Genomic DNA, 20,392 nt, shown 5'->3' on the forward strand with positions numbered 1-20,392 from the left:
CCGGTCAGCGACCGACGTCTCGGCGGTGGTGCTGCGCGGCGCGCAGGAGGTCCCGCGCGCGATCGCTCGCGTCCGCTGCCTCGTCGCGCGCGCGTTCGGCCCGCTCGACCTCGGCGGTGGCGTCGGCGAGCTGCCGTTCGAGCTCGGCACGACGGTCCTCGGCGGCCTCGAGTTCCTGCTCTCTGGCGTCCAGCGCCGCGTCGGCGTCGCGGGACTCGGCCCGAGCGGTCGCCTCGGCCTCTCGAGCGGCGCGGCGCTCGGCAGCGGGGTCGGTACGCGGTCCGGGTTCGGCCTGCGGTTCGGCTTCCGGCTCCGGCTCCGGCTCGGCCTGCGGCTCCGGCTGCAGCTCCGGCTCCGGCTCCGGCTCCGGCCGGGAGGCTCGGCTCCCCTTCCGGGACCGTCGTGCGCTGGTGATCGGGATGGGTTCGGCGTCGGTCCCGGACCACGCGTCCGGGACCGCGTCGGGATCGGCCAGTGCCCCGTCGAGGTCGACGTCGTCGAACCCGGCGCTCTCGAGCGGTCGGACGAGCAGGCCGGACCGGACGGCGGCGCCCGCGTGTCCGTCGGCCATCGCAGCCTCGATCGTCGCGCGGACCTGGTCGAGGACGGCGGATGTCAGCGGGTGCCCGGCGTCGGACGCCAGGTCGGCCCCCGCCTGCGCCAGCGCGGCGACGACGTCGGACCGCTGGCGGCGGAGCCGTCGGATCTCGTCGGGGTGGGCGTCCGCCTGGGCCTGCCGGATCGCCGGGCCGAGGTCGACCGCCTCGTCCAGGGCGCCCTCGTGCGCGAGCAGGTCGACCACCCACGCCGCGGGCGCGGGCTTGCGCAGACCGCCGATGCGCGTCGCGAGCGCTCGGTCGTCCTTCCGCACCGCACGCTGCCGCGCGGTGCGTTCCCGGACGAAGTCGGCGGGCGCGACGAGGAGCAGTTCCCTCGCCTCGTCCGCGAACTCCATGCCACCAGCATGCCCGTCGACGCACCCGCGCTCTCGTCGGAAGCACGAGCGACCGGGCAGGACACGCCGTACGTCCTCCACCGAGCGGGCCGCGTACGTCACCGTCGTGCGCGACCGTGCCGTACGTCGCCCGCTCGGGGGCGGGCGCTCGGGGCGGGGTCGGCCGCCGGTCCGGCGTCGGACTACCAGTCGTGGACGGTGCCGTCGGCCAGGCGGTTGAACGGCAGGTACGCCTGCTCGTACGGGTACTTCCCCGCCTCGTCCACGTCGAGCGTCACGCCGAGGCCCGGCTCGTCGCCCGGGTGCAGGTACCCGTCCGTGAAGGTGAACGTCTGCCGGAACACCTGGTTCGTCCTCGGTCCGTGCTGCATGTACTCCTGGATGCCGAAGTTGTGGATCGCCATCCCGAGGTGCATCTGCGCGGCGAGTCCGACGGGTGAGATGTCCGTCGGCCCGTGGAACCCGGACTTGATCTGGTACATCGCGGCGTAGTCCATCGTCTTGCGCAGCGGGGTGACGCCGCCCATGTGGGTCACGGCACCGCGCACGTAGTCGATGAGCTGGTCGCGGATGATGTCCTTGAAGTCCCAGATCGTGTTGAAGACCTCGCCGATCGCGAGCGGCGTGGTGGTGTGCTGCCGGACGAGCTTGAGCGCCTCCTGGTTCTCGGCGGGGGTGCAGTCCTCGAGCCAGAACAGGTCGTACGGCTCCAGGCTCTTGCCGAGCTTGGCCGCCTGCAGCGGGGTCATCCGGTGGTGGCCGTCGTGCAGGAGCGGCAGCTCGGGCCCGAACTCGTTCCGGACGGCCTCGAACACGGTCGGCACGTGGCGCAGGTAGGCACGGGTGTCCCAGTCCTCCATCGCCGGGAACGCACCCCGCTGTGCCGGCTCGAAGTCGTACCGGACGCCGGCGTTGCCCTCGGTCGTCCGGTTCGACGCGATGCCGTAGATGCTCTCGAGCCCGGGGACGCCCGTCTGCACGCGGATGGACCGGTAGCCCTCCTCCTGGTGCTCGCGGATCGAGTCGAAGAGCTCCGGGAGCTCCTTGCCCGAGGCGTGGCCGTACGCCATGAGTCCGGTGCGCGACGCCCCGCCGAGCAGCTGGTAGAGCGGCATCCCGGCGACCTTGGCCTTGATGTCCCACAGCGCCATGTCGACGGCCGCGATGGCGGCCATCGTGACCGGGCCCCGGCGCCAGTACGACGAGCGGTAGAGGAACTGCCAGGCGTCCTCGATGCGGCTGGCGTCCCGCCCGACGAGCAGCGGGACGACGTGCTCGGACAGGTACGCGGACACGGCGAGCTCGCGGCCGTTGAGGGTGGCGTCGCCGAGCCCGGTGACACCGTCGGCGGTGGTGATCCGCAGGGTGACGAAGTTGCGGTCCGGACTCGTGACGATGACCTCCGCCCGGTCGATGAGCTGTCCGCGGTCGGCCGACGCCCAGGTGTCCGGTCGGCCGGCGGTCGGGTCCGTCGCCCCGCCGCCGTCGGCAGCGCCGGGGACGGGCGCAGCGGGGTTCGTGGTGCCGGTGTCGGTCATGCGTGGACTCCTTCGTCGACGGGGCCGCGTGCTGGTGCCGCGGCGGCGCGGATGCGTTCGGCGGCCGCGGTGACGGCGGCCACCACTGGGGTGGTGTCGAGGTCGGGCGCGACGACCCCCAGGACGTCGTGCACGTCCGAGTCTGGCCCGGGTGCTCCGGCGTCGTCCACCAGCTCGGCCTGCGTGGTGCAGTGCACCCACCAGGCGGCGAGCAGGGTCGCGGCTCCCGGGCCGACCCCGGCGTCGGGGTCGCGCTCGAGTCGCCGACGCAGGACGTCGACGACGCGGACGGGCAGCTTCTGCGAGCCGCCGGACGCGATCTGGCGCAGGGTGTGCCGGATGCGCGGGTTCGCGAACCGCTCGACGAGCGCGGCCCGGGCGTCGGCGACCTCGTCGGCCGGCAGCGGGAGTTCGGCGGCGGCTTCGTCCCAGAGCTGCTCGACGGCGGTCCGGCAGCGTGGGTCGTCCATCGCCGACGCCACGGTGTCGTGGCCGAGCAGCAGGCCGAGGTACGCCAGGAGCGAGTGCGCCCCGTTGAGCAGCCAGAGCTTCCGCTGCTCGTACGGGGTGACGTCGGGCACGAGCCGGACGCCGGCGGTCTCCCACTCGGGGCGGTCGATGCCGTCGAACACGTCCTCGAGCACCCACTCGGCGAAGGGTTCCGTGACCACGGGCACACGGTCGCCGTCGAACGCCCCGGGCAGGTCGCCGATCTCGTCGAGGTCGGCGGCGGTGGTGGCCGGCGTGATCCGGTCCACCATCGACGACGGGAAGGCGACGGACGACTCGATCCACGACCGGAGTGCCGGGTCGTCCGTCGCCCCCAGCACCGCCTCGCGGAGCACGGCGCCGTTGTGCGTCAGGTTGTCGAGCGACACCAGGGCGATGCGTCCGCCGTCGGCGGCCCGGCGTGCGGCGAGCCCGTCGACCAACCGGGCCGGCACGTCGGCGTCGGCGCGGTAGCCGGCCTCGGTGACCGTCAGCGTGACGATGGTCGTCCCCGGGGACGCGACCACGTGCCTCCAGGCCGTGCCGTCGCCGCCGGGGTGCGCCGCCACGATCGAGTCGACCACCTCGGCCGTGTCACCGTCGGCCGCTCGCGTCACCAGCGTGTACCGGCAGTCCTGCCCGGCGAGCGCATCGGCTGCTCCGGGCGAGCGCCCGGTGAAGGCGGTGATCCCCCACGGATCACCGCTGGCGTGCTGCGTGTACCAGGCGAGGTGGGCGCGCGCGAACGCGCCGATGCCGAGGTGGGCGATGCCGGGGCGCCGACTCATGCGGTCACCGGGACCAGGGAGCGCAGGTACGCCAGGTTGTCGGCGGTGCGCTCGGCGAGCGGCAGGTCGGTCGAGAAGTCCTCGATGGTGACCCAGCCGTCGTACCCGTGCCGTCGCAGGGCGTCGAGGTACTCGGACACCGACGCCTGGCCGTCGCGCAGCGGTACCCACTCGTTCCGCCAGATCCGGCTGCCGTCGGCCCGGGTCTCGCCGGTGTCGACCCACCGTGCGTTCTTCACGTGCGCGTGGGCGAGGTACGGCCCGAGGAGCTCGAAGGCCGCGAGGTGGTCCTCCTGCCCCTCGATCACGAGGTTCCCCAGGTCGTGGATGACGCCGACGTGCTCGGGGTCGAGCCCGTCGACGAGCCGGAGCGCGGCCGACGCGGACGGGGTGATCGTCATGTGGTGCAGCTCGACGAGTGCCTTGACACCGAGCGCGGCAGCACGCACCGCCGCCCACTCGAGGTCGGCGCGCGTGCGGTCGAAGAGCTCCCCGTAGGTGGCGCCGGTCCGCTCGCGCTCCCGCTGGTACCAGGGCATGGTGACGCGCACCTGGCGGGCGCCGAGTTCGCTCGTCACCCGGAGCATCGTCTCGACGCCCTCGTGGTCGGACACCGGCTGGTAGCCGCCGATGCCCGAGTACTGCAGGCCGGCGGCGGCGGTGGTGCGGGCGATCTCGCCGACCCGGTCCGCGATGCCGGTGAACTGCCAGGTCGACCGGTTGCCGGCCCAGAAGCCGGACGAGCCGTCCTCGGTGCGGTCGTCGACGATCCGCCACTCGATGCCGTCCCAGCCCTGCTCGGCGAGGGTGTCGGCTGCCTGCGACGGGGTCCAGTCGGGCGTGGACGCGGTGAACACGGAGAACTTCACCGGACTGCTCCTTCCCGGGGAGCGACGACCGGTTCGACGTCGTCGTACTTCCCCTCGATGACGTCGTCGATCCGGACCGGCTGCCCGAGGGTCGCGCTGACGTACAGGCCGCGGACGGTCGCGAGCGACACGAGGGCGTCGTCGACGGTCACGCCGGGGTCGCGCCCCTCGCGGATCGCGGCGACGATGTCCGTGTACTGGCGGGCGTGCCCCGCGGCGAAGTGGTCGGGCTCCGGCGGGCCGCCGACGACGTGCTCCGGCGGGACGACGTCGTGCTTCTGGTCGACGGCGTCGGCGACCGCGGTGGCGTTCGCCGTGGTCGACGCGGACTCGAGCGTCGCCGCGTCCGGTGCGACGTGGAAGTACGCGAGCCGGTCGTCGTCGACGATCGCCGAACCGTGCGTGCCGTACACCGCGTAGCGCGCGGAGAGTCCCGGGTAGGCGGCGGTCGTGCAGTGGATGACGCCGAGCGCGCCGCCGCGGAACCGGACGGTCGCGACCGCGGTGTCCTCGACCTCGATGCGGTCGTGCGCGAGGAGCCCGACCTGCGCCGAGATCTCCTCGGGACGACCGAGTGCCCAGACGAGCAGGTCGACGGTGTGCACGCCCTGGTTCATCACCGCGCCGCCGCCGTCGAGCGCCCAGGTGCCGCGCCAGTCGCCCGAGTCGTAGTAGCCCTGCGAGCGGTACCAGGCGACGCTCGCGACGCCGGAGGTCACGGTGCCGAAGTCGCCGCCGTGCGCGGCTCCCGCGACCGCGACCGAGGCCGGGTCGAAGCGGTGCTGGCTGATCACACTCGCCGTCACCCCACGCGAGCGGGCGTCCGCGGCGAGCGCCGCGATCTGGCGCGCCCGGGGCATCGTGGTGTCGAGCGGCTTCTCGATGACGACGTGCTTGCCCGCGGCGAGCGCCGCCTCGGCCAGCTGGACGTGCATGCCGGACGGGGAGCAGATCGCGACGACGTCGATGTCGGTCTGCGCGATGGCCTCCTCGACGGTCGCGGTGGTGACGGGCCGGTCGGCGCCCGTCGCCTCGATCTCGTCCGCCGCGCCGGTGGCGGCTGCGGGGACGGCGTCGACGAGGGCGACGACCTGCAGGTCCGGGTGCTGCACGGCGACGCGGGCGTGGTGGCGTCCGATGACGCCGGCGCCGACGACCGCCAACTTCAGGGGGGTGCTCATCGCAGGGTGACTCCGATCTGGTCGGTGAGGGAACGGAAGGCCCGTCCGGCACGGCCGAAGGCCGCGGGGCCGGAGAACCCGCCGAGGGAGGTGACGTCGCTGAGGTGCGGTTCGAGGGAGGCGTACCCGGAGTAGCCGGCGTCGCGGAGGGCGGTCAGGGTCTCGAGCAGTTCGCCGTCGCCCTCCCCCGCCGGGACGACGGACGCGTCGGCGGCCAGGGCGTCCTTCACCTGCAGGTAGTCCACGTACGGCGCGAGCTGCGCCCAGCCGTCGGTGAACGGCCGGACGCCGCACTGCACGTAGTTCGCGTTGTCCCAGGCGAGCCGCAGCGCGCTCGACCCGACGCTCTCGACGATGTCGAGCACGCGCTCGGGGACGTCGCCGTAGATGTCCTTCTCGTTCTCGTGCAGCAGGGTGACGCCCTCGCGCTCGGCGAGGTCGGCGAGCGCGCGCATCCGGACCATGACGTCGTCGCGCACCTCGTCCGCGGTGCGCCCGTCGAAGTAGAACGAGAAGATCCGGATGTTCGTCGTGCCGAGGGCGTGCGCGGCGGCGATCGCGCGGCCCAGCCGTTCGACCTCGTGCTCGACGGGCCGGTCGACGACCACCTTGCCGATCGGCGAGGCGATCGCGGACACGGTCTGCCCGCGCTCCTCGAACAGGCGGTGGAGGCCGGCGAGCTGGTCGTCGTCGAGGTCGACGACGTTGGTGCCCCAGGCGCTGCGCACCTCGATCGCACTCGCGCCGAGCGCTTGCAGCACCGCGACCTGGACGGCCGGGTCGGCATCGATCTCGTCGCCGAAGCCGGAGAGCTCCCACGTTGGCTGGGTCATCGTGTTCCTTCCTTGTCGGACGGGAGGCGCGTGGCGGGCCGGCACCGCGCCTCCCGTCCGTCGTGTGGTTGCGTTCGCTACGTGACGGAGCCGGCGGCCTCGACGGGTCCTGCCCGCCGACCAGGTCACTTGACGGAGCCGGCGGTGAGCCCGCCGACCAGGTAGCGCTGGAAGATGAGGTAGAGCGCGACGACCGGCACGGCGCAGACGATCGACGCGGCCATCATCTGGCCGTAGATCGGGACGGCGCCGCCCTCCTGGGCGGTGCCGAGCACCTGCAGCACCACGGCGACCGTGCGGGTGTTCGGGGTCGTCATGATCGTGCTGAAGAGCACGTCGTTCCAGCCGAGCAGGAAGGCGAAGATCGCCGAGACCACGATGCCGGGCCACGAGAGGGGCAGCACGACGCTCCGCAGGATGCGGGTGCTCGAGGCGCCGTCGATGCGGGCCGCCTCCTCGAGCTCCTTCGGCAGACCGCGCAGGTACGTCACCATCACCCACGTCGAGAACGGCAGGGCGAACGTCAGGTAGGTGACGAAGAGGCCCCAGCGGGTGCCGATCACCTGCACGCCGGTGGCGCTCGCGATGTTGGCGAAGACCACGAAGACGGGCAGGAGCAGCAGGGTGCCGGGGATCGACTGCAGGGCGAGCAGCCCGCGGAGGATCGTCAGCCTGCCGAGGAACCGGAACCGGACGAGCACGTAGGCGGTGGACACGGCGAGCGCCGCACTCGCGACCGCCACCGCACCGGCGGTGAGCAGGGAGTTCACCAGGCCCTGCCCGAGCGCCACGGTGTCCCAGATCGCCACGTAGTTCGACAGCGTGAACTCGGACGGGAAGTACTCGCCGCGGGCGACCGCGACGTCCGAGTTCACCGAGCCGAACAGGATGTACAGCACCGGCACGGCGATGAACGCGACGAGGACCGCGATCACGGTGACCAGCAGCCACCGCGGCAGCAGCCGGGTGACGTCGGTGTCGTACGGACGCTTCGGGCGCTTCGCGCCACCGGCGGTGATGCTCTCGGTGAGCGTCGCGGTCGGACGGGTGCGGGTCTGGCTGAAGGCGCTCATGCGCGGGCTCCCTCGAGGTCGGCGGCGGCCGGGGCGGCGAGCAGGGCGCGGTCCGCGCGACGCTGCTTCCGGGTGGGGCCCGCGTCGTCTCCGGTGTCGAGCTTGACGGCCCGGAGGTAGACGAACAGCGGGATCGCGACGATCACCAGCGAGCAGATCGCCATCGCCGCGGACAGGCCGAAGCGGAACGACTGGAAGCTCGCGATGTACGTCAGGACGGGCATCACCTCGACGCTCGAGGGCAGGGGGTTGCCGAAGAGCACGAAGGGCAGCGTGAAGTTGTTGATGTTGTGCAGGATCGAGATGATGATCGCCAGGCTCAGCGGTCCGCGCAGGTACGGGAAGACGATGTAGCGGAGCTGCGCCCACCACGTCACGCCGTCGAGGGCGGCGGCCTCGTGCACCTCGTTGTCGACCGCCTGCAGTCCGGCGAGCGAGAGCAGGTAGACGAACGGCCAGCTCGTCCACACCATGACGCCGGCGAGCGCCCAGTAGGACGCGGAGCCGTTCAGCCAGAGGACGTCGGTGCCGAGGACGGTGTTCACCACGCCCTGCGGCTGGAGCATCGTGCGGAAGAACGTCCCGACGACGAAGGCCGGCAGCACGTACGGCACGAGGTAGATCGACCGGACCAGGCCGCGCCCGGGGAACCGGTTCTGCGTGGAGACCGCCGCGGCGACACCGATCGGGACGGTGACCGCGGTGACGAGCACCGACAGGGACACCGAGATCCAGATCGAGTGCAGGAGCGGCGAGTCGGTGAAGGCCTCGGCGAAGTTGGCGAACCCGACGAAGGGGGCGCTGAACCACTGGCGCAGCGTGTACTGGTCGAGGTCGAGCATCGCGATGTACAGGCCGACGAGCAGCGGTACGACGATGACGGCGAGCATGAGGACGCCTCCGGGCAGGAGCATCCAGAGCGGACGCTCGCGCTGGTACAGCGGGGTCGTCCCGTGCGGGCGGACCTCCCGCGGGGTCTCCTGGCGGGGTCGGGTCTGCGTGGTGGTCATCACAGCCCTCTGTTCTTCTGGCGGTCGAGCGTTGCCTGGGCGTCCCGCTGCGCCGCTGCGAGGCGCTTCCGGAGCTGGTCGTCGCTGACCTCGCCGCGCTTCAGCGACGGGATCGACTGCACGACGACGTCGACCAGCGAGAGCTGTACGTCCGACCAGGCGCCGGTGAAGGCGGTGGGCTTCGACAGTTCGCCGGCACGGACGATGGGGGCGAGGTCGGGGTTCTGCTGCGCGATGCGGTCCGCCGCGACGGTGTTCGTCGGCAGTTGCCCGAACAGCTCGAAGTAGCGTTCCTGCGCCTCGGGCGAGGACACCTGCCGCACGAAGTCGAACGACAGGTCCTGCTTCGAGCCGTAGTCGGCGACGACGAGGTTGTCCCCGGACAGGATGCTCGCCGCCTCGATGCCGTCGGCGGGACGCTCGGTCGCACCCGGGGGCACGGTCGGCAGCAGGGCGTACTCGTACTTGCCGTCGACGGCCGAGCCCTGCAGCGAGTTCAGGGAGGTCGTCGTGGTCATCGGGAAGAACGCGGCCTTGCCGTCGGCGAACTGCGCGAGGGCCTGCGGGTTGTTCCAGCCGATCGCCGCGGGGTCGACCACGCCGTCCTCCGTCACCCAGTCGAAGTAGGTGCGGTAGGCCTGCTCGACGGCGGGGGCGTCGATCTCGGCCTTCCCACCGTCGATGATCGTGTTGCCGGCGTTCTGTGCCATCCCCCACACGAACTTCCACGGGTCGAAGCCGTCCGCGTAGGCGATCGCCATGCCGTAGGTACCGTCGCCGGTGGTCTTCCGGGCGTCCTCGGTGAGCTCGTCCCAGGTCGTCGGCAGGTCCGTGATCCCGGCGCGCTCGAGGAGCTCCGTGTTGACGGCCATCACGAACGGTCGGCTGGCGAAGGGGATCCCGATCTGCTCCGCCGTGCTCGGACCGGAGATGCCGAGGGACGCCGGTGCGAACTGGTCCTTGCCGCCGACCGCGTCCCACTGCTCCGGCCCCATCTCGACGAAGGCACCGGTGGCGTAGGCGGTCGGGGTGAAGGTCGTCCCGATCGCGTAGACGTCCGGGCCCTGGCCCGAGATGACGCTGGTCTGGATCGCGGTGAGCTCCTCCTGCGGGGTCGAGTAGGTCTCCCACTGGATGTCGGCACCCGTGGTGCGCTCGAACTCGGCGGCGGTCTCCCGCTGCCACTGCGCGCGTTCCTTCGGGTAGGTGGTGTCCGCGCCCATCATCACGCGGAGGGTGTCCGGGTCGTCGCCGCTGCCGTCGACGATCGCGCAGCCCTGCAGCGAGAGGGCGGCGACGGCGACGACGGCGGCACCGACCAGGATGCGGGTCCTGCGTCTTCCTGTGCTCATGCGGGGGTGTCCTCCTCGACATCTCCCCCGGGCGACGGTGCCCGGGACGGCGGCTGCGCTGCCGACGTGCCACCACTGTCCCGGCCGTGGCAACAACCGGCAACCGGTTGCCACTTGTTGCCACGCCGGCCTAGTTTCGCCTCGTGAGCAGCGCAGACACGGACACCTCGCGGCGGGTGACCATCCGGGACATCGCCGACGCGACCGGGGTCGCCCCGTCCACGGTGTCCCGCGCGCTCTCGCTGCCGGACCGGGTCAACCGCGACACCCAGCAGCGGATCCAGCAGGTCGCCCGCGAGCTCGGCTACGTCGCGAACTCGCAGGCCCGGGCGCTCACCTCGGGACGGACCCGGGCGGTCGCCGTCCTGGTGTCGGACATCACCAACCCCTTCTACTTCGACGTGATCCGCGGCACGCAGCACCAGCTCTCCGCCGCCGGGTGGACGCAGCTGCTCGTCGACACCGAGGAGTCCGCCGAGGCCGAGGTCGCGGCGCTGCGTGCCGTCGCCGGCAAGGCCGACGGCGCCGTGCTCACGGCGTCCCGCCTGTCCGACGCGCAGATCGCCCGGTTCGCCGAGCGGACCCCGCTCGTCGTCGTGAACCGTCGCCCGGCCGGGGTGCCGTCGGTCCTCATCGACACCCCCGGAGGCGTCGAGCAGGCCGTGCAGCACCTGGTCTCCCTCGGGCACCGGGACGTGCTCTACGTGGCCGGCCCGGACAGCTCGTGGTCGAACGAACGCCGCTGGCGGGCACTCGTCCGCGTGGCGGGGCGCCTGGGCGTCCGGGTCGCCCGCATCGGCCCGCACGCGCCGTTCGTCGACTCCGGAGCGGCCGCCGCCGACGCCGCCGTGCACGCCGGGGCCACCGCGTGCATCGCCTTCAACGACCTCATCGCGATCGGGATGCTGACGCGGTTCCGGGAGCGGGGCGTCCGCGTGCCCGAGGACGTGAGCGTGGTCGGCTGCGACGACATCTTCGGTGCCGACTTCTGCAACCCGCCCCTGACGACCATGACGTCGCCGATCGAGCGCGCCGGTCGGGTGGCGATCCGGATGCTGCTCGGTCGACTCGATGCGCTGCCGGCCGACGAGCCGCCGGGTGAGCACCCGTCGGGCGCCGTCGCGCTGCCGACCCACCTGACCGTCCGGGGGTCCACGGGCCCGGCACCCGTGCGGCCCCGCTGATCCCCGCACCGCCGCACGATCCCGCCCGCCCGCCCACCCGCCGCTCGCCCGACCTCGCCCGCCTGCCCGCCCGCTCGCCCTCGCCCGACCTCGCCCGCTCGCCCGACCTCGCCCGCCTGCCCGAAGGAGCCGATGATGCCCTCCACCAGCACGACCACGCCGCTCGCACCGCACCCCGACCGGCTGTTCCCGGCGGACCCGGGGACGCGCTCGGTCGCCCGCACCGTCTACGAGGCGGTCCGCGACGCCCCGATCATCTCCCCGCACGGGCACGTCGACGCGGCGCTCATCGCGGACGACCAGCCGTTCCCGGACCCCGCTGCGCTGCTGGTCACGCCCGACCACTACGTCCTGCGCCTGCTGCACGCGAACGGGGTCGGGTTGCAGGAACTGGGTCGCCGCGACCTGACGGGCACGCACCCGGACCCCGACGGCCGGGAGGTCTGGCGCCGGCTCGCCGAGCACTGGGACGACTTCGCCGGCACGCCGGTCCGCTACTGGTTCGAGACCGAGCTGCACGACGTCTTCGGTCTGACCGAGCAGCCGTCGGCCGCGAACGCGGACGCGCAGTACGACCGCATCGCAGCCGCGCTCGCGACGCCGGCGCTCCGACCCCGCGCGCTGTTCGACTCCTTCGGGATCGAGGTGCTCGCGACCACCGACGGCCCCGCGGACGACCTCGCAGCGCACGCACGGCTCGCCGCCGACCCCTCCTTCACCGGTCGGGTGCTCCCCACCTTCCGCGCGGATGCCGTGTTCGACCCGTCACGCCCGGACTGGAGGCACGTGGTCGCGTCGATCGGCGAGGCGTCCGGCATCGACACGGGCACCCACGACGGGCTGCTGGCGGCCCTCCGGGACCGGCGCCGGTACTTCATCGAGCACGGCGCGACCGCCACCGACACCGGCGTGCTCGACGCGGGATCCGCGCCGCTGTCCGCGACCGAGCGCTCGCGCATCCACGCGGCGGCGATGCAGGGCCCGTCGGGCGTCACCGCGGCCGAGGCGGTCGCCTACCGCCACGACATGCTCTACCGGTGGGCGGAGATGAGCGTCGACGACGGCCTCGTCATGCAGCTGCACCCGGGCGTGCTCCGGAACCACCACACGCCGACCCTCGAGCGGTTCGGCCCGGACACGGGCCACGACCTGCCGGCCGTCGGCGCGTTCACGGAGCCGCTCCGGCCGCTGCTCGAGGCCTTCGGGACCGCACCCGGCTTCCACCTCGTGCTGTTCACCGTGGACGAGACCGTCTTCTCGCGCGAGATCGGCCCCCTGGCCGGCTTCTACCCCGCCGTGTACGCGGGCGCCCCGTGGTGGTTCATCGACACCCCGGCGGCGATCGGCCGCTACCGGGCGGCGGTGACGGACTCCGCCGGGTTCACGAAGACCTCCGGGTTCATCGACGACACCCGGGCGTACTGCTCGATCCCGGCACGGCACGACATGGCACGACGGGCCGATGCGGCGTACCTGGCGTCGCTCGTGGTGTCGCACCAGCTCTCCGAGGAGGACGCGGTGCGGACGGCACGGAGGATCGTGTCGGACATCCCACGGGCGACGTTCAAGCTCTGAGCGGGATGCCGCACATGTGACATGCGGAGTGTTCGGTCCTTCGGCGTCGGCGGGGTCAGGGTGAGGCGTCCGTCGTCCATCCGATCTCCGACCGAGGAGCGCCATGTCTCGTCGTCCGTCGTCCGAACGTCCTCCCTCGCCCGCCCCTGCCCGCTCCGGCCGACCCGGCCGACCCGACGGGCCGCCCTCGCTCGGCCGCGCGGTCGGCGCCCTGGGGGCAGTGGCCCTCGCGGTCCCCTCCGTCCTGCTCGGACCGGCCGGTGCTGCCGCTGCCGCGACCGCGCCGGCAGCGGTGGTCGGCCTGGCCGTCGAGGTCGCCGCCGACGGCCGCGGGCCCTTCACGCCGGACGACGGCCCGGGCGGGGACCGGGGTCCCGCGAACGGCATCGTCCGGACCCGCGACGCCGTCACGTACCGGGTCACGGTGAACGCCGGCGACGGGACCGCGCACCACGAGCGCTTCGTCCTCGACGCTCCGGCGGGCACGGGTTGGGCGGGGGTCCCGCTCGCGTGCACGGGTGCCGGGTCGACGGTCGAGGGCCAGCGGCTCACCTGCGACCTCGGCGACGTCCCCTCGGGGCACGCCGTCGCCGTGCCGGCCGTGCTCGACGTCTCCGGGGACCTGCGGAACGGTGACCGCATCGCCGTGACCGGCACCGTGACCGCGGACGACGCCGAGCCCACCGCACCGGTCACGTCGGCGACGACCGTCGTGTCCGCCGCGCCGCGGTACAACCTCAGCAAGGCCGTGGTGGGCTCGACCCTGCGGACGGACGTGCCGGGGCCGGACGGCACCCCCGGCGTGCAACTGCGCTACCCGATCACCGTCGACTGGCAGTCCCCCGTCCCCGGGCAGGGCCTCCTCGGGTTCGAGCGGAGCACGGGCGACATGCACTTCACCGACGACCTGTCCCACCTGCTCGGCGACCGACCGTCGGGTGCGGTGCTCTGGAACGGCGGTCGACCCGCCTGCGGCCGCAACGGCGAGGACGGCGTGCAGTTCGGCGGTCTGCCGGGCGGCCGCGGCGGAGGCGACCGAGCCGTGGCCGACTCCGGCACCGTCACCTGCACGCAGGCAGCGCCCGGCGGCGAGGTCGACGTGACGATCCACGGCGCCGTGACGGACGCCGCGCGCATGCCGGGGCGCAACATCGGCGGCGGCCCGATCAGCGGCGGCGCGAAGCCGTACGTCGTGAGCGGGTGGATCTCGCTGTGGATGCCCACCCCGTCGGTGCCGACGTCCGTCGAGTCGGTGAACACCTTCACGCCGCTGCAGACGACCTCGGTCAGCGGGACCCCGAACTTCCCCGGCGGCGCGGAGCCGACGGCCGACAACAGCGCCCGGCGGAACCTCGTCGAGCTCGGACCGGGCAGCGCAGGCAAGCGGCTCTGGCGCCTCGGGAGCGACGGCAGCGGCGTGACCGCCGGATCGGCGAAGGACGGAGACCCGTGGGCCACGGGCGGCACCCGACTCCGCAGTGACGTCACGATGGCGAACACCGGTCTCGCACCCTTCCGCGGCGCAGCGCTCTGCGACACCTTCGACCGCCGGACGCAGCGCCTGACGACGGTGGCAGGGCGGGCTCCTGCGTGGTCGAGCGGCCTCGAGCACGCGCACGTGCAGTACGCCGCGTACGACATGGCGTCACCGGCGGCAGGCCAGGTCCGCACCTGCGACGACGGCGACGGCCCCTGGTTCGACGACCCGGCGGAGGTCCCCGGCGGCATCGCGGCGGTCGGGGCGGTCCGCGTCACCGGCGACCTGGCCGGCGGCGCGAGCGGCGGTCTGTACTCCACGGTGACGACGCAGCGCGCACCCGACGGGACCCGGGTGTACGACTTCGGGCACGCCCGCTTCGGTGACCACCGGCCCGAGTGGGTGCACGACCACCAGGACCCCGGGCTCGGTGCCGGCGGGCTGGCCGACAGCGTGGAGCTCACCGAGGACCTGGTCCGCGTCGGCAAGGTCGTCGTCGATCCGGGTTCCGACGCTGCGGACACCCCGGACCGGACGAGCTCGGTCGTCCCCGGCAACACCGTCGACTACGCGCTCCGTCCGACCCTGACGAACGGCTTCGCCGACGGTCGCCCCACCGACGTGACCGTCCGTGACGTCCTGCCCGCGCACACCTCGTACGTCGAGGACAGTGCGTCGAGGACCCCCGAGGTCGACACGGTGCCGGGTGCCGACGGCCAGGAGCACCAGCGTCTGACCTGGACGCTGCACGACGTGGAACCGAACAGCCGCATCACCCCGATCACCTACACGGCGCGGATCGACCGCTCGGCGCCGGCCGGTCCGATCAGCAACACGGTGACGGTGGCGTCACCGGCCGACCGGTCCGACGAGCGCTGGCGCACCGCCGAGCGCGGCCTGGAGGTCGTCACCACCGGCGGGGTCGGGGTCGAGAAGCGCACGCCTGCCCCCGTCGTCGTGACCGGCGACGATCCGGAGTGGGACCTCGACGTCACGAACACCGACGACGCCGCGATCGGCGGCCTCGACCTGATCGACGTGCTCCCGCACCACGGAGATGCACGAGGCTCGGACTTCCACGGCACCGTCGGACTCGCGGCGCCGGTCCCCACCGACCCCGACGCCGGTGAGGTCGTCCGGTACACCGACGCCGAGGCCGCCGACGTCTCCCCCGACGGTGCCGACCCGAGCAACCAGCCCGGCGGTACGACCCGCTGGTGCACCGAGGACGAGTTCGGTGCGAGCGGCTGCCCGGACGCACTCGACCGGGTGACCGCCGTCCGGATCGAACGGCAGACGCCGGTCCCCGCCGGCGAGACCGTCACGCACCGGCTCGTGCTCGCGACGAGCGGCGCGCACGACGGCGACCGCTACGTGAACCGGTTCGGCCTGCGGACGTCCGACCTGGCGCTTCCGGTGCAGTCGAACCCGTCGACCGTCGGGGTCGTCGCCGGCATGATCGGTGACCGGGTGTGGGACGACCGGAACGACGACGGCCTGCAGGACGACGACGAGCCCGGCGTCCGGGGCGTCCCCGTCACCCTCACCGGGACCGACGACCACGGTGACGCGGTCGAGCGGCGGACAACCACCGACGACGACGGCGGGTACCGCTTCGACGGGCTGCGGCCGGGCGACTACCGCGTGCACTTCACGGCGCCCGACGGCATGCACTTCACCGAGGAGCACGTCGGCGACGACCCGGCGGTCGACTCCGACGCCGGACCGGACGGTGAGACCGCGGCGGTCATGATCGACCGGGTCACGAGCGCGGAGGGTGCGCTCGTGGGGGTGCGCCGCGACACGACCGTCGATGCCGGCCTGGTCGAGGCCGGACCCGGCGACGGTGGGGACGGCGGTGGTGGGGACGACGGCGGGGACCCGGGAGCAGGCGACGGGACCGGTGGTCCGGGGAACCCCGGTGACGGTGACGGCGGCCGTCCGGGTGGCGCCGGCACCGGTACCGAGGCGGGCGGTGACGCGCCGATCGGCAGCGGTCACGAGCGGACCGGCGCGGCGCAGGCCCTGTCCGCCGGCCGACTCGCCTACACGGGGACGACCGTCGGTGCTGCGGTGGCGCTGGCGCTCGCGCTCCTCGTGCCCGGGCTGACCGTGCTCATCAGCCGACGACGGTCCCGTCGGTCGTCTGACTGACCCGGCATGCGGCGCTCCGCACGGCGGGGTCGGGTCACCTCCGGGTGGCTCGACCCCGCTGGCGTGCGCCCCCCGCTCACCGTGGGGCAGCAGCGGCCCCGGTCGTGCGCCCGTCGGTACGTCGGCGGTCGGCGGTCGGCGGTCGGCGGTCGGCGGTCGGCGGTAGCGTCGCCCCGTGGACCCTGCCTCGATGAGCGCCCCGAGCGCAGCAGCTCGAGCGGACGCCCGTGTGGTGGCGGCCTACGACGACCGGGCGGACGAGTACGCCGAGGTACTCGGGTCGATGGACCCCGTCCACCCCGAGGACCGGACGCTCGTCGAGGACTGGGCGGACACGACGCACGGACTCCTGCTCGACGTGGGGTGCGGACCCGGCCACTGGACCGCGCACCTGCACCGCCGTGGCCACGCCGTCATCGGGATCGAGCCCGTACCGCGGTTCGTCGAGCTCGCGCGCGCTGCCGCTCCCGAGGTCGACTTCCGGAGCGGGACGATCGAGGCGACCGGTCTGTCCGACGGCGGTGTCGGCGGTGTGCTCTCCTGGTACTCGCTCGTGCACCACCGTCCGGACCGGGTGCCGATCGCGCTCGCGGAGTGCCGCCGGATCCTGGCGCCGGGGGGCGGGCTGCTCGTCGGGTTCTTCGAGGGTCCGACGCTCGAGCCGTTCGACCACGCGGTGACGACCGCCCACCGATGGCCCGTCGAGCGGATGGTCGCTGCGATCGAGGACGCGGGTCTGACGGTCGACGCCGTGCACCGACGCACCGACGACGGAGCGCGCCCGCACGCGGCCGTCGTCGCGCACCGGGCCTGATCACGGCTGCCATCCCGGAGTGACCAGCCCGGTCTCGTAGGCGAAGACGACCAACTGCGCGCGGTCGCGGGCACCGAGCTTGATCATGGCGCGCGAGACGTGCGTCTTCGTGGTCATCGGACTGACGAAGAGCCGCTCGGCGATCTCCGTGTTGGTCAGGCCGAGGGCGACGAGTTGCATGACCTGGCGCTCGCGTTCGGTGAGGACGTCGAGGGACGGGGCCAGCGCGGACGGCTTCGCATGCGTCGCGTAGGCGGCGACGAGCGAGCGCGTCGGACCCGGCGACAGCAACGACTCCCCGGCGTGCACGGTACGGACGGCGCGGAGCAGTTCGGCGGGTTCGGTGTCCTTCACCAGGAAGCCGGCCGCACCGCCACGGATCGCCTCGAACACGTACGAGTCCTCCTCGAAGGTGGTGAGGATCACCACGTGCACGCCGTCGAGGTCCGGATCCGCCGAGATGCGCTGGGTCGCGACGAGCCCGTCCGTGCCCGGCATCCGGATGTCCATCAGCACGACGTCCGGACGCTCACGCCGGACCGCCGCGACGGCCGAGTCACCGTCGCCGGCCTCGCCGACCACGGTCATCCCCGGTTCGGCGTCGACCAGGGCGCGGAGCCCGGCGCGGATGAGCACCTGGTCGTCCACGAGCACGACCCGGATGGCCTCGTCGGTGGTCGTCACGATCGCTCCTCGTCCTCGTGCTCGTGCTCGTGCTCGTGCTCGGCCGAGTCCGACGACCGCACGACGACGGTCGAGGGCAGTCGTGCGACGACGCGCCACCCGCCGTCCGGCGTGGGTCCGGCCGACAGGGTGCCACCGACGGCGGAGGCCCGCTCGCGCATCCCGATGATGCCGTTGCCGGACGGTCCGAGCAGCGGCGTGACCCGGGCGTCGGCCGGGTCACGGTCCGGGGCCGGGGAGTCCTCGACCGACAGGTCCACGATCTCCGGTCCGAACCGCACCGCGATGCGGGCGCGGTGCTCGGGAGCGTGCTTCATCACGTTCGTCACCGACTCCTGCACGATCCGGAAGGCCGTGCGGTCCGTGGTCCGGTCCACCGGTGCAGGGTCACCGTCGACCGTCGCGCTGATGTCAACCCCGGCCGCGCGTGCCCGCTCGACCAGGTCCGCCAGGCGGTCGAGCCCCGGGACGGGGGTGCGGTCCGCGGCGCCGGGGAGCGGCTCGCTCCCGGCGGACCCGCGGTCGGCCGTTCCGCCGGTCGGTCCGTCCGTCCTGTCAACGTCCCGGTCCCCGGACCCGTCGACCGACCGGAGGACCCCGAGGATCGTCCGCAGCTCGACCAGTGCCTCGCGGCTCGTCTCACGGATGTCGGCCAACGAGGTGCGGGTCTGCTCGGGGAGCGCGGACCCCAGGTGGAGCGCGACACCCGCCTGCAGGTTGATGAGCGACATGCTGTGGGCGACGGAGTCGTGGAGCTCACGGGCGATGCGGACGCGCTCGTCACGGGCGCGTTCCTGCTCTGCGGCAGCGCGCCGACGCCGTCGGTCCGCGACGCGGTCGAGACGGACGCGGACGAGCTCCGCCACGGACAGGGTCACCGCTGCCCAGGCGACGGCGAGGACGACCGCGTCGAGGTTCCGCGCGGGTGCACGGCCGAGGAACTCGTCGGCGGTCGGCAGCGCCGTGACGGCCAGTCCGAGCGCGACACCCACTGCGGTGCGGCGCCCGTGCAGCCACGCGTTCACCGCCGCCATCGTCAGCGCGGCCACGAACGGCCCCCGCGGACTGACCAGCAAGGCGTAGCCGATCGTCGTCACGAGCGTCACGGCGAGGACGCCCGTCGGCCACCGCCAGCGCCACGGCAGGACGAGCACCCCGACGACGAGCAGCACGATCGCGAGTGGACCCGGCTGCGCTGCGTCGACGATCGAGGAGCCGAGGACGTGGGTCGCCCAGGGCGGGCCACCGCGAGGGCCGACGGTGTCGGTCGGCCCGGTCGGGAAACGCGCCGCCAGCAGTGTCCCCACGATCTGCACGAGTGCGACCGGCAGTACCCGACCGAACCGGGCGAAGCGACGGACGCCGTCTCGCTGGTCGTCGGTCGCCTCGGCGGCGGCAGTGGGGGTGCGGTGCATGCGTCCGAGCCTAGGGTCGCCTCGGCGGCACGGCATCGGGTCGTGGCAGGAGCTGTGGACTACTCACACGGGAGTAGTCGGCGGTGCAGGAGGACCGGTCGTACGGCTGCGGGAGCAGGCGGGAGTCGGCCTCCGTGGCGGACGCGGGACGAGCCTCCGGACCGGATGCTGGGAACGTCGCCCGACCGGGCGACACGATCCGCCCAGGAGGCAACCGTGCACACCGCTCTCACCACCTTCGCCGCCGTCGGCCCCCTCGGGCACGGCGGGCCGCCCTTCTTCCTGTTCCCGGCGTTCTTCCTGCTGGTGCTCCTGGCCACCGCCGTCGTGTTCGGCGTCCTGCGTCGCGGCGGCTGGCGGGCGCGGTCCGATGCCCGGGCCGTCCTCGCCGACCGGTTCGCCCGGGGTGACATCGACGCGGACGAGTACCGCTCGCGGCTCGCGGAGCTCAGCCGGAAGTGACCGCCAGCGCCGACGTGATCGTCGCCACGGTGTCGTCGACCGACCCCTCGATGGACACCGCGACGACGGTCTCGTCGGGCTGGGGCCGCTCGAGGGTCGCGAACTGCGAGTCGAGCAGCGACGACGGCATGTACTCGTGGTGGCGGTGCGCCTGGCGCTCGGCGATGAGGTCGTGCGAGCCGTCGAGGAAGGCGATCACCAGGTCGGGAGCCGCGCTGCGCAGCCGGTCGCGGTAGGCGCGCTTCAGCGCGGAGTTCGCCATCACGCACCGGCGCCCCGACGCCTGCACCTCGGCGATCCGTGCCGCGCAGGCGTCCAGCCACGGCCATCGGTCCTCGTCGGTCAGCGGCGTACCCTGCCGCATCTTCTCCTTGTTGGCGGCCGGGTGGAGGTCGTCGGCGTCGACGAACGTGCTCGGCTGGCCCTGCTCGGCGAGCGCGTCGGCCAGCGCCTGACCGATCGTGGACTTGCCCGAGCCGGAGACACCCATCACGAGCACGGGCGGGAGGACGTCGTGGTCGGTCATCCCTCCACAGTAC

The 20,392-nt window shown here is 73.3% G+C and carries 17 protein-coding genes; 5 read left to right on the forward strand and 12 right to left on the reverse strand.

The window, feature by feature from the left end; all coding sequences use genetic code 11:
• Positions 1-4: 4 nt before the first annotated feature.
• The 9 genes from Q9R28_RS09855 to Q9R28_RS09895 all read right to left on the reverse strand — a co-directional run bounded on the left by Q9R28_RS09855 (position 5) and on the right by Q9R28_RS09895 (position 10,088).
• The gene (locus Q9R28_RS09855; protein ID WP_311205977.1) at positions 5-955 is read right to left on the reverse strand and encodes a hypothetical protein; all 951 of its coding nucleotides are present in this window, start codon (positions 953-955) and stop codon (positions 5-7) included.
• A gap of 182 nt (positions 956-1,137) precedes the next feature.
• Positions 1,138-2,493 (reverse strand): D-mannonate dehydratase ManD, encoded by a 1,356-nt coding sequence (gene manD / locus Q9R28_RS09860; protein ID WP_235426496.1) that lies wholly within the window; start codon positions 2,491-2,493, stop codon positions 1,138-1,140.
• Positions 2,490-3,770, reverse strand: a complete 1,281-nt coding sequence (locus Q9R28_RS09865; protein WP_066652516.1) for a mannitol dehydrogenase family protein — start codon at positions 3,768-3,770, stop codon at positions 2,490-2,492. The genes manD and Q9R28_RS09865 overlap by 4 nt, the downstream gene beginning before the upstream one ends.
• On the reverse strand, positions 3,767-4,639 hold the full coding sequence (locus Q9R28_RS09870; protein ID WP_251154669.1) for a sugar phosphate isomerase/epimerase family protein: 873 nt from the start codon (positions 4,637-4,639) through the stop codon (positions 3,767-3,769). Before Q9R28_RS09870 ends, Q9R28_RS09865 begins: the two co-directional genes overlap by 4 nt.
• Positions 4,636-5,820 carry a Gfo/Idh/MocA family protein gene (locus tag Q9R28_RS09875; protein ID WP_251154668.1) on the reverse strand — a complete coding sequence of 395 codons (1,185 nt, stop codon included), beginning with the start codon at positions 5,818-5,820 and terminating at the stop codon, positions 4,636-4,638. Before Q9R28_RS09875 ends, Q9R28_RS09870 begins: the two co-directional genes overlap by 4 nt.
• Positions 5,817-6,653 carry a sugar phosphate isomerase/epimerase gene (locus Q9R28_RS09880; RefSeq protein WP_209683783.1) on the reverse strand — a complete coding sequence of 279 codons (837 nt, stop codon included), beginning with the start codon at positions 6,651-6,653 and terminating at the stop codon, positions 5,817-5,819. The genes Q9R28_RS09875 and Q9R28_RS09880 overlap by 4 nt, the downstream gene beginning before the upstream one ends.
• 125 nt (positions 6,654-6,778) lie before the next feature.
• Positions 6,779-7,726 carry a carbohydrate ABC transporter permease gene (locus tag Q9R28_RS09885; protein ID WP_066652496.1) on the reverse strand — a complete coding sequence of 316 codons (948 nt, stop codon included), beginning with the start codon at positions 7,724-7,726 and terminating at the stop codon, positions 6,779-6,781.
• Positions 7,723-8,736, reverse strand: a complete 1,014-nt coding sequence (locus Q9R28_RS09890; protein ID WP_311205978.1) for a sugar ABC transporter permease — start codon at positions 8,734-8,736, stop codon at positions 7,723-7,725. The genes Q9R28_RS09885 and Q9R28_RS09890 overlap by 4 nt, the downstream gene beginning before the upstream one ends.
• Positions 8,736-10,088, reverse strand: coding sequence for an extracellular solute-binding protein (locus Q9R28_RS09895; protein WP_311205979.1), 1,353 nt, complete (start codon positions 10,086-10,088; stop codon positions 8,736-8,738). Before Q9R28_RS09895 ends, Q9R28_RS09890 begins: the two co-directional genes overlap by 1 nt.
• 143 nt (positions 10,089-10,231) lie before the next feature.
• On the opposite strand from Q9R28_RS09895, the gene Q9R28_RS09900 reads away from it, so the two are divergent.
• The 4 genes from Q9R28_RS09900 (at position 10,232) to Q9R28_RS09915 (ending at position 17,292) form a co-directional block, all read left to right on the forward strand.
• Positions 10,232-11,272, forward strand: a complete 1,041-nt coding sequence (locus tag Q9R28_RS09900) for a LacI family DNA-binding transcriptional regulator (RefSeq protein ID WP_251154665.1) — start codon at positions 10,232-10,234, stop codon at positions 11,270-11,272.
• 135 nt (positions 11,273-11,407) lie between these two features.
• Positions 11,408-12,847, forward strand: a complete 1,440-nt coding sequence (gene uxaC, locus Q9R28_RS09905; protein ID WP_066657811.1) for a glucuronate isomerase — start codon at positions 11,408-11,410, stop codon at positions 12,845-12,847.
• A 220-nt stretch (positions 12,848-13,067) separates the two neighbouring features.
• The gene (locus Q9R28_RS09910) at positions 13,068-16,478 is read left to right on the forward strand and encodes an SdrD B-like domain-containing protein (protein ID WP_311205980.1); all 3,411 of its coding nucleotides are present in this window, start codon (positions 13,068-13,070) and stop codon (positions 16,476-16,478) included.
• Positions 16,479-16,668: 190 nt separating this feature from the next.
• Positions 16,669-17,292, forward strand: coding sequence for a class I SAM-dependent methyltransferase (locus Q9R28_RS09915; RefSeq protein ID WP_311205981.1), 624 nt, complete (start codon positions 16,669-16,671; stop codon positions 17,290-17,292).
• On the opposite strand, the gene Q9R28_RS09920 is transcribed toward Q9R28_RS09915, so the two are convergent.
• Positions 17,293-17,976 (reverse strand): response regulator transcription factor, encoded by a 684-nt coding sequence (locus Q9R28_RS09920; RefSeq protein ID WP_251155288.1) that lies wholly within the window; start codon positions 17,974-17,976, stop codon positions 17,293-17,295. It abuts the gene before it with no gap.
• Entirely contained in the window at positions 17,973-19,391 is a 1,419-nt protein-coding gene (locus Q9R28_RS09925; protein ID WP_311205982.1) for a histidine kinase, read from the reverse strand. Before Q9R28_RS09925 ends, Q9R28_RS09920 begins: the two co-directional genes overlap by 4 nt.
• Positions 19,392-19,607: 216 nt before the next feature.
• Here Q9R28_RS09925 and Q9R28_RS09930 point away from each other — a divergent pair, with 216 nt between their 5' ends.
• Positions 19,608-19,853: an SHOCT domain-containing protein gene (locus tag Q9R28_RS09930; protein WP_209683798.1), complete on the forward strand. Its 246-nt coding sequence runs from the start codon at positions 19,608-19,610 to the stop codon at positions 19,851-19,853.
• Here Q9R28_RS09930 and Q9R28_RS09935 read toward each other — a convergent pair.
• The gene (locus tag Q9R28_RS09935; protein WP_311205983.1) at positions 19,840-20,379 is read right to left on the reverse strand and encodes a gluconokinase; all 540 of its coding nucleotides are present in this window, start codon (positions 20,377-20,379) and stop codon (positions 19,840-19,842) included. The two genes, Q9R28_RS09930 and Q9R28_RS09935, sit on opposite strands and share 14 nt — an antisense overlap.
• Between the last annotated feature and the right edge of the window lie 13 nt (positions 20,380-20,392).

Origin of the sequence: Curtobacterium sp. BRD11, from assembly GCF_031844345.1 — a bacterium.
In the GTDB taxonomy this organism is placed as follows: domain Bacteria; phylum Actinomycetota; class Actinomycetes; order Actinomycetales; family Microbacteriaceae; genus Curtobacterium.

What these genes read in the sequence shown, in the direction of transcription:
- Q9R28_RS09855 (WP_311205977.1), bottom strand. Translation starts at nt 955, where the DNA reads ATGGAGTTCGCGGACGAGGCGAGGGAACTGCTCCTCGTCGCGCCCGCC.
- manD (WP_235426496.1), bottom strand. Translation starts at nt 2,493, where the DNA reads ATGACCGACACCGGCACCACGAACCCCGCTGCGCCCGTCCCCGGCGCT.
- Q9R28_RS09865 (WP_066652516.1), bottom strand. Translation starts at nt 3,770, where the DNA reads ATGAGTCGGCGCCCCGGCATCGCCCACCTCGGCATCGGCGCGTTCGCG.
- Q9R28_RS09875 (WP_251154668.1), bottom strand. Translation starts at nt 5,820, where the DNA reads ATGAGCACCCCCCTGAAGTTGGCGGTCGTCGGCGCCGGCGTCATCGGA.
- Q9R28_RS09880 (WP_209683783.1), bottom strand. Translation starts at nt 6,653, where the DNA reads ATGACCCAGCCAACGTGGGAGCTCTCCGGCTTCGGCGACGAGATCGAT.
- Q9R28_RS09885 (WP_066652496.1), bottom strand. Translation starts at nt 7,726, where the DNA reads ATGAGCGCCTTCAGCCAGACCCGCACCCGTCCGACCGCGACGCTCACC.
- Q9R28_RS09890 (WP_311205978.1), bottom strand. Translation starts at nt 8,736, where the DNA reads ATGACCACCACGCAGACCCGACCCCGCCAGGAGACCCCGCGGGAGGTC.
- Q9R28_RS09895 (WP_311205979.1), bottom strand. Translation starts at nt 10,088, where the DNA reads ATGAGCACAGGAAGACGCAGGACCCGCATCCTGGTCGGTGCCGCCGTC.
- uxaC (WP_066657811.1), top strand. Translation starts at nt 11,408, where the DNA reads ATGCCCTCCACCAGCACGACCACGCCGCTCGCACCGCACCCCGACCGG.
- Q9R28_RS09915 (WP_311205981.1), top strand. Translation starts at nt 16,669, where the DNA reads ATGAGCGCCCCGAGCGCAGCAGCTCGAGCGGACGCCCGTGTGGTGGCG.
- Q9R28_RS09925 (WP_311205982.1), bottom strand. Translation starts at nt 19,391, where the DNA reads ATGCACCGCACCCCCACTGCCGCCGCCGAGGCGACCGACGACCAGCGA.
- Q9R28_RS09935 (WP_311205983.1), bottom strand. Translation starts at nt 20,379, where the DNA reads ATGACCGACCACGACGTCCTCCCGCCCGTGCTCGTGATGGGTGTCTCC.